The organism is Streptomyces sp. S186, from assembly GCF_051603415.1.
Classification (GTDB): Bacteria; Actinomycetota; Actinomycetes; order Streptomycetales; family Streptomycetaceae; genus Streptomyces.
This window is the reverse complement of the sequence record NZ_CP193932.1, coordinates 8,317,422-8,330,204: the sequence shown is the minus strand read 5'-3', so window position 1 is coordinate 8,330,204 and position 12,783 is coordinate 8,317,422. Positions and strand designations below refer to the sequence as shown.

At 69.3% G+C, this 12,783-nt stretch carries 8 protein-coding genes and 1 pseudogene; 2 read left to right on the top strand and 7 right to left on the bottom strand.

What is annotated here, in order from left to right; translation table 11 throughout:
• Positions 1–365 precede the first annotated feature (365 nt).
• Positions 366–2,156: a glycoside hydrolase family 3 protein gene (locus ACRAS8_RS36225; protein ID WP_438490267.1), complete on the top strand. Its 1,791-nt coding sequence runs from the start codon at positions 366–368 to the stop codon at positions 2,154–2,156.
• A gap of 34 nt (positions 2,157–2,190) precedes the next feature.
• Here ACRAS8_RS36225 and ACRAS8_RS36220 read toward each other — a convergent pair whose 3' ends face one another.
• Together ACRAS8_RS36220 and ACRAS8_RS36215 are read right to left on the bottom strand one after the other, a co-directional pair.
• The gene (locus ACRAS8_RS36220) at positions 2,191–2,496 is read right to left on the bottom strand and encodes a hypothetical protein (protein WP_438490266.1); all 306 of its coding nucleotides are present in this window, start codon (positions 2,494–2,496) and stop codon (positions 2,191–2,193) included.
• Positions 2,497–3,205: 709 nt separating this feature from the next.
• On the bottom strand, positions 3,206–4,264 hold the full coding sequence (locus ACRAS8_RS36215) for an aldo/keto reductase (protein WP_438490265.1): 1,059 nt from the start codon (positions 4,262–4,264) through the stop codon (positions 3,206–3,208).
• A 439-nt stretch (positions 4,265–4,703) separates the two neighbouring features.
• On the opposite strand from ACRAS8_RS36215, the pseudogene ACRAS8_RS36210 reads away from it, so the two are divergent.
• Positions 4,704–5,079, top strand: a pseudogene (locus ACRAS8_RS36210) (aldo/keto reductase); the annotation flags it as partial.
• 302 nt (positions 5,080–5,381) lie between these two features.
• Here ACRAS8_RS36210 and xylA read toward each other — a convergent pair.
• The 5 genes from xylA to ACRAS8_RS36185 form a co-directional block, all read right to left on the bottom strand.
• Positions 5,382–6,536 (bottom strand): xylose isomerase, encoded by a 1,155-nt coding sequence (gene xylA / locus ACRAS8_RS36205; protein ID WP_438490264.1) that lies wholly within the window; start codon positions 6,534–6,536, stop codon positions 5,382–5,384.
• Between the two features lie 323 nt (positions 6,537–6,859).
• Complete coding sequence (locus ACRAS8_RS36200; RefSeq protein WP_438490263.1) at positions 6,860–7,741, bottom strand: GH12 family glycosyl hydrolase domain-containing protein; 882 nt, start codon at positions 7,739–7,741, stop codon at positions 6,860–6,862.
• Positions 7,742–7,789: 48 nt separating this feature from the next.
• The gene (locus tag ACRAS8_RS36195) at positions 7,790–10,186 is read right to left on the bottom strand and encodes a beta-glucosidase (RefSeq protein ID WP_438490262.1); all 2,397 of its coding nucleotides are present in this window, start codon (positions 10,184–10,186) and stop codon (positions 7,790–7,792) included.
• A gap of 165 nt (positions 10,187–10,351) precedes the next feature.
• Complete coding sequence (locus tag ACRAS8_RS36190) at positions 10,352–11,779, bottom strand: glycoside hydrolase family 1 protein (protein WP_438490261.1); 1,428 nt, start codon at positions 11,777–11,779, stop codon at positions 10,352–10,354.
• A 46-nt stretch (positions 11,780–11,825) separates the two neighbouring features.
• On the bottom strand, positions 11,826–12,779 hold the full coding sequence (locus ACRAS8_RS36185; protein WP_438490260.1) for a carbohydrate ABC transporter permease: 954 nt from the start codon (positions 12,777–12,779) through the stop codon (positions 11,826–11,828).
• Positions 12,780–12,783: the final 4 nt, after the last annotated feature.

The following is a 12,783-nucleotide window of genomic DNA, read 5'->3' as shown; positions in this document are numbered from 1 at the left end:
AAGGATCCTGGCGACCGTCAAAGTCCCCGGCCCGTCAGGACTTTGACGGTCTGACAGCGTGCACGCGACTGCCCTTACCGGTCGGCGTGGTTCGTTTCTGCCGCGGCGGCTTCTTGAAGCCGGCTCCCCTGTGGAAGCCCCTTCCAGCCAAGGAGTCCAACTTGATACCTCACCCCTCTCGCAGGGCTCTGCCACATGGACGTCCCTCCAGACGCCGCCTCGTTGGCGTACTGCTCGCCCTCGCCGTGTCGGCGCCGGCCGCCAGCGCGGTGCCCGCAGCATCCGCGCAAACCACCCCGCCGTCCGGGACGCCCCCGACGTCTTCCAGCAGCCAGCAGGCGCCGTACCTGAACTCCAAGCTCCCGGTGGCACAGCGGGTCAGCGACCTCCTCGGGCGCATGACGCTCCAGGAGAAGGTCGGCCAGATGACGCAGGCCGAGCGCGCAGCTGTCGATGAGGACCAGAGCAAGATCACCAGCCTCGGCCTCGGCTCCCTGCTCTCCGGCGGTGGCTCGGCGCCGAACCCCAACACGCCCAAGATCTGGGCGGACATGATCGACGACTACCAGAAGCACGCCCTCGCCACGCGGCTGCACATCCCGCTGCTGTACGGCATCGACTCGGTGCACGGCCACGGCAACCTCGTCGGCGCCACCATCTTCCCGCACAACATCGCACTGGGCGCGGCCCGCGACCCGGCGCTGGTACGGGAGGCGGCCCACATCACGGCCACCGAAACCCGGGCGACCGGGCCCCAATGGGTTTTCGCCCCTTGCCTGTGCGTTGCGCGCGACGACCGGTGGGGCCGGACCTACGAGAGCTTCGGTGAGAATTCCGAGCTGGTCACCGAGATGGAGACCGCGATCGACGGCCTCCAAGGGACGGACCCGAAGGACCTCGCCCGTCGCGACCGCGTCCTGGCGACCGCCAAGCACTTCGCCGGTGACGGCGACACGACGTACGGCACGTCGACGACCGGTACGTACAAGATCGACCAGGGTGTGACAATCACCGATCGCGAGCACTTCTGGAAGACCGACCTGGCGCCGTACATTCCGGCCGTCCAACAGCATCGCGTCGGCAGCATCATGCCCTCCTACTCCAGCGTCGACTGGACCGAGGACGGCGTCGGCAACCCGGTCAAGATGCATGCAAACAAGGAGCTGCTGACGGACGTCCTGAAGCAGAAGATCGGCTTCCAGGGCTTCCTCATCAGCGACTGGGAGGCGATCCACCAGATACCCGGCGACTACACCACGCAGGTGCGCACGGCCGTGAACGCCGGGGTCGACATGTTCATGGAGCCCTACAGCGCCCCGAAGTTCGTGCAGACCCTGATCGAGGAGGTCCAGGCCGGACGGGTCCCGATGTCCCGCATCGACGACGCGGTGCGCCGTATCCTGCGCGCCAAGTTCCAGCTGGGACTGTTCGAGCACCCATACACCGACCGCATGAACGTCGACACGATCGGCTCGCCCGCCCACCGCGCGGTGGCGCGCCGCGCCGTCGCACAGTCGCAGGTGTTGCTGAAGAACGCCCACCACGCGCTGCCGCTCAAGCCCTCCCAGCGGATCTACGTCGCCGGCACCAATGCCCACGACCTGGGGAACCAGGCCGGCGGCTGGACGGTGGCCTGGCAGGGCCAGTCCGGCAACACCGCGTTCCCCGGCACCACGATCCTCCAGGGCATCGAGCAGAACGCCTCGAACGTGACGTACAGCAAGGATGCGTCGGCGCCGACCAGCGGTCACGACGTGGGCATCGTGGTGGTCGGCGAGACGCCCTATGCCGAAGGCGTCGGCGATGTCGGCAACAACGGCCGCACCCTGAACCTTTCGGACACCGACCGGGCGAACATCGACCGCGTGTGCGGGGCGATCAAGACATGCGTCGTTCTCAATGTGGCGGGCCGCCCGCAGATCGTCACCGACGAGCTGCCGAAGACGGACGCCTTGGTCATGTCGTGGCTTCCCGGCAGTGAGGGCGAAGGCGTGGCCGACGTGCTGTTCGGCAAGCGTCCGTTCACCGGCAAGCTCCCCGTGTCCTGGCCGCGCAGCGAGGCACAGGAGCCCCTCAACGTCGGGGACAAGCACTACGACCCGCTGTTCCCGTACGGCTACGGCCTGACGACGCGAGCCGGCGACGCACTGCGCTGACCGCCCGCCAGATCCATGAGGTGGAGCCGGGCCCCTACCCGGGCCCGGCTCCGAACGCCGCCAACAAGGCGAGGCACTCCGCAGATCGCCGGCAGCGGCAGGGCCCGAAGTCTGGGGACGGCGAAGCCTGGCGGATCACCGCGGTGGGCAGTCGGAAGCGCCGGGTGAGCTTGCTGGCCATGCACCACAGCAGGAAGGGCCGGATGGTGTTGCGGCCGTGTTCATTGTGCTCGACGTGCCAGGCGTCGATGTTGGCCTGACGGCAGGTGGGCAGGGTGAGGCCGTGCTCGGAGGGCCATCCCAGGAAGCCGTGGCGCGCTTGACCTGGCCGATTCGCCACTTGGGAAGTCCATCCAAGATGGGACGCCGCCCTCCAGGGCTGGAGAGGGCGGAATGCCTCGTGGGTCAGCTCTATCTCCCCGCAGCCGAGGCGCCGCAGCAGGTGTTCGGGCGAGTCGGTCCGTCCCTTGCAGGTAGAGAGCCAGGACGGGCGGCCGGACAGCGGGTTGCGTGGCGAGCAAGGAGTCGGCTAGCGGGAAGAGTTCGGGGCGGATCTGGCTGGTGCCGTCGTCCGGGAGCTCGGTGAGTCGGTCGGCGAAAGTGCAGCGGGTGCAGGTGCACAGCGCCGGGCGTGGATTTTGCCCTCGTGGACGCAGCGGACGCACTGGTAGGCGATGGTGAAGCTGGCGCAGTCCGGGCAGATGGGGGTGTTGTCGTCAGGTCACAGGCCGGGAAGCGCACGGTTAATGCGGTGGTGGCGGGTCGGTGACGGCTGTCGCGTCGGGGGGCGTCGAGCCGCGTCGGTCACCGGATCGTGCAGGCGGGCGGCGCGTGTCATTGGCCGAGTCCCTTGGTGATCAGCTCACGCTGAACGTCCCAGGTGCCGGAGAAGGTGCGGGCCGGCAGTGCGTTGCGATGTCGAGTGGCGTGTGTGCGCCGTGATCCATGAGCAGGAGGTGAGGAAGGAGGAGGCGGGTGGTCTCCAGGCGGAGTGTCCGCCGCCGTCCGCGCTGTGGTGATCTCGGTGCCCTTGGGCACGTACTCGCGGCTCAGCGGGTTTCGACCTTCAGGCCGCCGAACATGGCGCTGCGGTTGCGGGCCAGGAACTCGTGGGGGAAGCCGAGGTCGATGGCGCTGGCCTCGTCCAGGCGCGCGAGGTGAGCGGCATCGAATGCGACGTCCAGGGCACCGAGGTTGTCCTCCAGCTGTGTTGTGGTCCGGGCGCCGACGATCGGTGCTGTCACGGCGGGGTTCTGGAGGGTCCAGGCGAGGGCGACCTGTGAGGGCCTCTTGCCCAGTTGGGCTGCGATCTCTTTCACCACATCGGCGATCGCCAGACCGCGCTCGGTGAGGTGGCCCTGGGCAAGAGCGAGGTCCTTGCGGGTGCCCTCGCGCGAGGCGGCGACGGGCCGCTCGGACAGGTCGGCGCGGCTGTATTTGCCCGTGAGCACCCCGCCGGCCAGCGGCGACCACGCGATCACACCCAGCCCCATTTCGCGCGCCATCGGAACCAGGTCGCGCTCCACGGTCCGTTCGATCAGGCTGTATTCGATCTGCAGCGCCACCAGCGGCGACCACCCGCGCAGATCGGCAATGGTCTGCATGCGCGAGACCTGCCAGGCCGGCGCGTCCGAGATCGCCACGTACAGCACCTTGCCCTGGCGGACGAGGTCGTCGAGGCCGCGCAGGATCTCCTCGACCGGGGTCAGAAAGTCCCACACGTGCAGGTACAGCAGATCGATGTAATCCGTATTCAGCTGCCGCAGACTCGATTCCACTGAGGCGAACATGCTTTTACGGTGATTGCCACCGGAGTTCGGGTCGCCCGGTCGGCGCAGGCTCGTGTATTTCGTTGCCAGTACCAGGCTTTCGCGGTTTCCGCTGGTGAATTTTCCCAGCAGTCGCTCGGAGGTGCCGTTGGTGTACATGCTGGCAGTGTCGATGAAGTTGCCGCCGCGCTCGACGTAGATCTCGAACAGCCTGCGCGCCTCGTCGGTATCGGCACCCCAACCCCAGTCGGCACCGAAGGTCATGGCGCCCAGCGCCAGCGGCGAGACACGTAGACCGGAGCGGCCCAGCAACCGGTAAGTGTCGAGGGTGAGAGACATCGCATCCTCCTCTGTCGCGTTGTTCCGTGTGCCGGTATGTAGGACAGCAATTCTCGATGTTTACGTCCTGCTGATGGGACACTGACGCGCCTTGGCCACTTCACCATCAGCTCCCTCACAAGATCGGCTCCATCATTCACGCCACACTCGCGCTCACCCGCGTCGAAACGGCTGGACTATCTGAATTTTGCCGAGATCACTTCATTGCCACGTTTGCCGTTCGGCCGTAAACTCACTGGGCTATTCTGGTGAATTTGACTTTCCCTTATGCACTTTCGAAGCCTGACGTTCAGGTGGCGCAGACTCGCCTCGGTGGTCCTTTTGACGTAGGTGGGATCGTTGCGGATAGCTCGGTGGCTCGGGTCATCGACCTGTACTTCATGAACCGCCGCGACCCCGCGCCCCCGCGTTCCCGCTCGCCGAGCCCGTCGGCGCCCACAGCTCGGTGGGCTCGGCCGCCGCGCCCAAGGTCGCCTTCGTGCCGTACTCGCCGCTCGGACGGGGCTGTCTAGCCGGTGCCTTCACCGACGCGAGCGCAGCCCTCTCCAGCGGCTTCCGGCAGTCGCAGCCGCGTTTCACCGGCGACAACGTCAAGGCCAACGCCGCTCTTCTGGCGCCCTTGCGCAAGATCGCAGCGGGCCCAGGTGCACGGCTTGACCGTGGTGCCGATTCCCGGGACCCGCAAACGCAGCCGCCTCCTCGAAAACGCCGCGGCCAGCCGGGGCACGCTGACCGCCGAAGCGCTGGCGCTGCTGGAGCCGATCGCCGGCCAGGTAGCCGGCGACCCTTCCTCGGACAGGGACCTCATGCCGTAGCCAGGAAAGCGTCTCTGATCAGCTAAGCGATCCCCGGCCAGACGTAGGGCCTGGCTCGGGGAAGTGTTCCCACCGTGGAGCGGTGGTGTGAGCGTGGGTGGGCTGCGCGGGGCAGCTGCTGCCGGGTCGTGTGAGTGTGTCCCTCCGGACGCCGGCCCGCCGACCACTTCCAGCCCGTTGCGGCGGCCCTTGTACGGCGGCCAACTTTCCCTGTCAGGCGCACTCGGCCCGCCGCCGCACGTTCAGCCTGGAGGGCGTTGTCGCTGTAGGCGGGGCCTACGCGGACGTTCCCGTGACGCGGGTCACCGGTGCGCCCCGAGCAGATGCTCGAAGGCCAGCTGGGACAGTTCGATGAAGCGGTAGCCCTTACGTCCGGCGGCATCCATGTCGGATGTCTCGGCCATCAGGTCCTCGATGCTTTCCCCCGGGTGCATGGTCGGTGTCGCCAGGTCGGACTCGGCCAGCAGTTCCTTGACCCGGGGGTCGGCGCGGAAGGCCGCTGCTCGCTCCCGCAACAGCAGATAGCTGCGCATGTTCGCGGCGGCGGAGGCCCACACGCCGTCCATGTCCTCGGTACGCAGCGGTTTGTAGTCGAAGTGGCGTGGCCCGTCATAGCCCGCGGACTCCAGCAGGTCGACGAGGAAGAACGCGGCCAGTACATCCCCGTGGCCGAACACGAAGTCCTGGTCGTAGCGCGGGCCGCGCTGGGCGTTGAGGTCGATGTGGAACAGCTTGCCCTGCCACAGTGCCTGTGCGACCCCGTGCGTCGTATTGAGGCCGGCCATCTGCTCGTGGCCGACCTCGGGGTTGAGGCCCACCATCTCGTGGTGCTGAAGGGTGGAGATGAACGCCAGTGCGTGCCCGATCGTCGGGAGCAGGATGTCGCCGCGCGGCTCGTTGGGCTTGGGCTCCAGCGCGAACCGGATGGGGTAGCCCTGATCCTTGACGTACTGGGCGAGTGTGTCCAAAGCCTCGCGATAGCGGTCCAGCGCGGCCCGTACATCCTTGGCCGCATCGGTTTCGGACCCTTCCCTGCCGCCCCAGAACACGTAGACGCTCGCGCCGAGTTCCGCTGCCAGGTCGAGGTTGCGGATCACCTTGCGCATCGCATACCGGCGCACATCGCGGTCATTGCTGGTGAACGCGCCGTCCTTGAAGACCGGTTGGCTGAACAGGTTCGTGGTGACCATCGGCACGACGAGTCCGGTGTCGGCCAGAGCCTGCCGGAACCGGGCGATGTGTCGGCGGCGTTCGGCGTCCGGGCTGCCGAACGGGACCAGATCGTCATCATGGAAACTCACGCCGTATGCGCCGAGTTCGGCCAGCTGGTGTACCGCGACCACCGGATCGAGCGGCGGCCTGGTCGGCTCGCCGAAGGGGTCGCGGCCGGGCCAGCCGACGGTCCACAGACCGAAGCTGAACTTGTCCGCTGGAGCTGGAACAGGGTGATCAACCATGATTCCTCGCTTCCTTTTGGGTGGTGGAAAGTGGCTGGAGTGGGCGGTTGGTCAGGGTCAGCCGATCAGGGGTGGAGTGGCTGTCTGTGGTGCTGAAGACCGGTGCCCCGTGGCCCGCTGCGGCCGCGGGGCACCGGTCTTCACCGTAGGCTGGGGAACCGTGCGGCCGGAACGGGCAGCGCGCGGTCGGCCCCTGGCCGAGGTCGGCCTTCAAGGCTTCGTGAGGGCGTCCACGATTTTGAAGTGGGCTGGCTTGGGGGGCGGTTGGTCACGCGGGGGCGAGCTGGGCGGGCGCACTGCCCGGCGGGCTGCCCCACGTCGTACTAGTTCCGTGACCGGCCCTGGCTGGGCCCGGTTCCGCCGCCATGGATCGCACCGCCCGTCGAGGCGCTGCCGTCAGGGGTGTAGGAGAAGGAGTTCACCGCCAGGCCAGGGCCGCCGACCCACGGCTCGAAGCCGAACTGCACGCTGGTCAGGTACCAGGAGGGTTGCAGGTAGCGGCGCTTGGCCGAGTCGTCGGTGAAGTCCTTGATGTTCACCGTGAGGGCGTTGGTGGTCTGCTGGCGGACGTAGGAGACGGTGTTCCACGTCGTGGTGACGCCGTTGGAGGTGCTGCTCTGGGGGCCGTACCACACGTCCCAGTCGGCGCCGTCCAGCTGCACGGTGTCGACCTTCTTGCCGAATGGCACCGGGGGCCCGGAGTGGTTGGCCCAGATCATCATCTCCTCGCCGTTGTTCTGGCCGGAGGGATGGGGGTTGGTGTCGAACCAGATGTCGTAGGAGGCGTCCCACTGGCCGTCGGACGTGGTGGTGAAGTCCACATGGGACTGCGGGGTGGTGAACGAGGACACCTGTTGCGGCAGGCCGTTGCCACTGGAGCAGTTGCCCCAGTGGCAGCCCGCGTAGATCGACGGATAGGCCGCCGGTGAGGGGTTGCCGGGCAGGTTGTGGCTGCCCTTGGTGACCTTGAAGCCGCCGTCGAAGGCGTCGACGCACTGGGGGATGTCGTCGCCCCACTCGTTGTTCTGGACGATGTACTTCCCGCCCGACACGGGCGCGCTGCCAGTCTTGTCGCAGAGGGTGCTGTTCACCGACGCCGACGCCGACGGTGCCGGCACCAGGGACAGTGCGCCCAGCAACGCGGCGGCCAACAGGCCCGCTATCGCCATGGCCGAGCGCCGTGGCCGCTTGGGTGTGTCTTTCACGGTCTTTTCCTCTCTGTCACCCGGGTGCGTTCCACTGCACCCGGTTGGTCACTGTTGGTTGCTCTTCTCGGGGCCGGGCTCGATCCGTACGGGGCAGCGCAGCATCCGCACCCCGTCGAGTCGCCGCTCTTCCCCGACCACCCGCACCTGCCATCTGTGCCGCACCGCTTCGCTGGATGACGCCAGGCGCAGTTCCAGCTCTCCGGGTTCGACGATCCGGTGCCCCGCGATCCCGGAGAAGCCGGCCAGCGTGGCGTCGAAGCGGAACGCCACCCGGGCGGCTTCGCCTGCGGCCAGCGGAACGCGGGCGTACCCCACCAGCCGCATGTCCGGTCGCGTCACTTGGGCCACCGGGTCGTGCAGGTAAAGCTGCACCACCTCCGTCCCGGTGCGCGCGCCGGTGTTGCGGACCACGACGCGTACCTCCACCGCCCCGTGCGCCGTCATCTCCTCCGCACCGGGGGCGATCGGTTCCGGTTCCCAGTCGAAGGACGTGTACGACAGGCCGTGCCCGAACGGGTACAGGGGTGTCGGGTCCAGGCTGCTGGCCTCGCCCCCGAGGCCGAGCGGCGGCTGAAGGTACGTCCACGGCTGGCCGCCCGGCCCGTGCGGGACGCTGACGGGCAGCCGGCCGGAAGGGCACACCCGCCCCGACAGCACCCCGGCCACCGCCCGTCCGCCCTCCTCGCCGGGAAAGAACGCCAGGACCGCTGCGGCGAGGCGGTCGGCGTAGTCGCCGAGCGCGTACGGCCGTCCGGCGAGAAGCACGAGGACCACGGGCGTCCCGGTGTCCAGGAGGGCGTCGAGCAGCTCGCCCTGGCGCCCCGGCAGCCGCAGGTCGGCCGCGTCGCAGCCTTCTCCGGACGTACCGTGCCCGAACAGCCCGGCACGGTCGCCGAGCACCGCCACGCAGACGTCCGCGTCCTGTGCCGCGCGCCGGGCAGCCGCGAAGCCGTCGCCGCTCTCGGCCCCCTCTCGGCTCTCGTCCCGCTCCGCCACTGCGCACCCCGACGCGTGCGTCACCGTGCTGTCTGCGAACTCCGTGCGCAGCGCCTCCAGGAGCGTCGGCACCTTGATGCCCATCGGCACATCGGGATGCTGCGGCCCCACGTGCATCGGGAACGAGTAGCAGCCGAGCATGGCCGCCGGGTCGTCGGCGAGCGGGCCGACGACGGCGATCCGCCGCGGCACTTGTGCCAGGGGAAGCAGCCCGCGCGGATTGGTCAGCAGTACCACGGACTCCTCCGCGAGGAGCGCCGCCAGCTCCCTGTTGCCGACCGGATCGAGGTCCACCGGGCCAGGGGGTGGTTCCGGGTCCCAGTCCGCATCCAGCAGGCCGAGTGCGCACTTCTGCCGCAGCACCCGTCGCGCCGCCCGGTCCACCAGCTCCTCGTCGACCAGCCCGCGTTCGACCGCGGTGACCAGCTCGGCGCCGTAGGCATGCACGGTCGGCAGTTCGACGTCCACCCCGGCGGCCAGCGCGAGCGCGGCCGCCTCCGGGGTGTCCGCGGCGACGCGGTGCAGCGTCCGCAGGAAGGCAATGCCGAAGTAGTCGGCGACGACGGTTCCCGTGAACCCCCAGTCCCGTCGCAGCAGTCCGGTCAACAACTCCGGGTCGGCCGCCGCCGGTACACCGTCGATTTCGGCGTAGGAGTGCATGACGGAGCGGGCCCCGCCCTCCCGCAGCGCCAGTTCGAACGGCGGCAGCAGCACGTCCGCCATCTCGCGCCGCCCGATCCGGGCCGGTGCCAGGTTGCGGCCCCCGGTCGAGGCCGAATAGCCCGCGAAGTGCTTGAGCGTGGCCACCACCCCTGCGGTCTCCAGGCCGCGCACGTACGCGGCGCCGACGGTGCCGACCAGGCACGGGTCCTCGCCGATGGTCTCCTCCACGCGCCCCCAGCGCGGATCGCGCACCACGTCGAGGACGGGCGCGAGCCCTTGGTGGACACCGACCGCGCGCAGGTCACGCCCGATGGCGGCTGCCATCTCGGCCACCAGATCCGGGTCGAACGACGCGCCCCAGGCCAGTGGGACCGGGTAGCAGGTGGCTCCCCAGGCGGCGAACCCGGCCAGGCACTCCTCGTGGGCCATCGCCGGGATGCCGAACCGGTTCGCGGCGGTGATCTGCCGCTGCGCGCGGGCCAGTGCCTGCGCGCCGAGCGCCGGGGCGACGGGGGCGGTGCCGAAGGGGCGTGTCAACTGGCCGATCCCGAGCGGGATCAGGGCTTGCCAGTCGACCTCGGCCGGAAGGTTGTCGTGCATGTGCGGGGCGACCCCGCCGCCCTCCGGGTCCGCGCCGACCCAGACGCCGTACAGCTGAGCGGCCTTCTCCGGCAGTGTCATCCGCTCAAGGAGTGCGGCGACCCGCCGCTCGACGGGCAGTGAGATGTCGTTCCAGGGGGGCAACGCGGGAAGGGGGGCGTCGACCGGCAGGTGTGCCGACATGGTGGCGGCCATCCTCACGTTTGGGGACCTGGGCGAGCGGCCTGCCCGCAGGTCCGACGGGGGGTTCGAAAGTCTTCTGTCGTCAGCAGGTCTTCTGTCGTCCAGCAGATGCGTGTCGCAGGAGCCGGGGCGCGGCAGGATGTCGCGGTGCTGCGCGGCCGGGGGTCAGGCAGGCGTGAGTGGGGGCAGGGTCCCGGTGCGGGCGACCCGGGCGTACCAGCGGCCGCTGTCCTTGACGGTGCGGCGCTGGGTGTCGTGGTCGACCCGCACCAGGCCGAAGCGCTTCTCGTAGCCGTACGCCCACTCGAAGTTGTCCAGCAGCGACCAGACCATATAGCCGCGCACATCCGCGCCCTCGGCAACGGCCTGCTCCACGGCCCGGAGGTGGGAGTGCAGATAGGCGGTACGGCGCGGGTCGCGGACGCCGCCGTACGGCTCCAGGACGTCGTCGAAGGCCGCACCGTTCTCCGTCACCAGCAGCGGCAGCCCCGGATGGTGGCGGGCCGTGCGCAGCAGCAGGTCGCGCAGCCCGCTCGCATCGACCGTCCAGCCCATGGCGGTGCGCTCACCGGGCGGCTGGTGGAAGCGGACCAGACCGTCGGTGCCCGGCCAGGGGGAGGCTCTGCCTGCGCCGTGGCCGTCCGCGCCGGACACGTCGCCGTCGCCGGGCCGGGGACGGGAGACCAGGGTGGGGGTGTAGTAGTTGATGCCCAGCACGTCGACCGCGGGTTCGCCGGGGATGTCCTCGGGTTTGACGAAGGACCAGTCGGTCAGCTCCACGGTGTCGGCGAGCAGGTCCTCGGGATAGCCGCCATCCAGCAGCGGCCCGGTGAAGATGCGGTTGGCGAGGTTGTCGATGCGCCGCGCGGCGTCGCGGTCCGCACCCGAGCCGGTCAGCGGGCGGACCTCGTGGAGGTTCAGGGCGATCGCCACCCGCACTCCGGGGTGTGTGCGCAGTGCCTCGGCGGCCCGCAGATGGCCGAGGTTGAGGTGGTGGGCGGCGCGCAGCGCGGCGGCCGGTTCGGTGCGTCCGGGGGCGTGCACCCCGGAGGCGTAGCCCAGGAAGGCGCTGCACCAGGGTTCGTTGAGGGTGGTGAAGGTGGTGACGCGGTCTGCTAAGGCATCGCCGACCAGGGCGGCGTACTCGCCGAAGCGCTCGGCGGTGTCCCGTTCCGGCCAGCCCCCGCCCGCGGCGGAGCCGCTGAGGGATGGAGTCTCCAGCTCCTGGGGCAGGTCCCAGTGGTAGAGGGTGGGCAGCGGGGTGATGCCGCGCTCCAGGAGCTCGTCGACGAGCCTGCGGTAGAAGTCCATGCCCTTGTGGTGCAACGGGCCGCGCCCGCCTGGCTGCACCCGGGGCCAGGAGAGGGAGAACCGGTAGGCGTTCAGACCGAGTTCGGCCATCAGCGCGACGTCTTCGCGGTAGCGGTGGAGATGGTCGCAGGCCGTCTTGCCACTGCTGCCGTCGGCGATGGCCCCGGGGCGGGTGCAGAAGGTGTCCCAGATGGACGGGGTGCGGCCGTTCTCGGCGGCGGCACCCTCCACTTGGTAGGCGGCGGTGGCGCTCCCGAAGAGGAATCCGCGGGGAAAAGGCATGGGGGTATTCCTTGTCTGTTTCAACTCGAGCCTGTCGCGGGCGTGTTCAGCCCTTCAGGGCGCCCTGCATCAGGCCGCCGACGATGCGCCGGCCGAACACCAGGAACAGGAGCAGCAGGGGCAGGGTGCCCAGGAGCGCACCCGCCATGATCACCGACTGGTCGGGGACGTATCCCTGGGCCAGCTTGACCATCGCCACCTGCACCGTCGGGTTCTCGGAGGTGAGGACGACGAACGGCCAGAGGAAGTCGTTCCAGGACTGTACGAACGTGATCAGGAACAGCACCAGCATCGCGGGCCGGGCCACCGGCAGGACCACGTGCCAGAAGATCCGGTGGGAGCCCGCGCCGTCCACGCGCGCGGCCTCGATGAGTTCGTCGGGCAGCGCCTCGGCGAGGTACTGGCGCATGAAGAACACCCCGACCGCGCTGACCAGCGTCGGGACGATCACCGCCGGCATGTGGTCGTACCAGTCCAGCGAGGTCATGATCTGGAACAGCGGGATCACACTGAGCTGGGGCGGCACCGCGGTGGTGGCGATGACGACCAGTAACAGGGCGGTGCGGAACCTGAACCGCAGCTTGGCGAAGGCGAATCCGGCGAGGGTGGAGAACAGCACGGTGGACAGCGCCACCGATCCGGACACGACGAAGGAGTTGAGCACCGCCTTGCCCAGGTCGGCCTCCCGCCAGGCAGTGCCCAGGTGGCTGATCAGGTTGCCGCCCGGCAGCAGCGGCGGGTCCGCCTGGTTGACGGCCTGGCTGGAGGTCGAGGCTGCGACGATCGACCAGTACAGGGGGAACAGCGACAGCACGGCCATCAGACCGAGCAGCAGGTAGGCGACCGGACCGGCGTGCGCCTGCCGCCCGGCACCGGGCCTGAACAGCGGCTGCGAGCGGCGCTGGGGACGGGGGTGACGGTCATCGGGGCGGCGTGCCGTCAGGGACCCACTGGTGCCGATGGTCTCCACGGGGGCGGTCACGGCGTCAACCCTTGTCATGGCG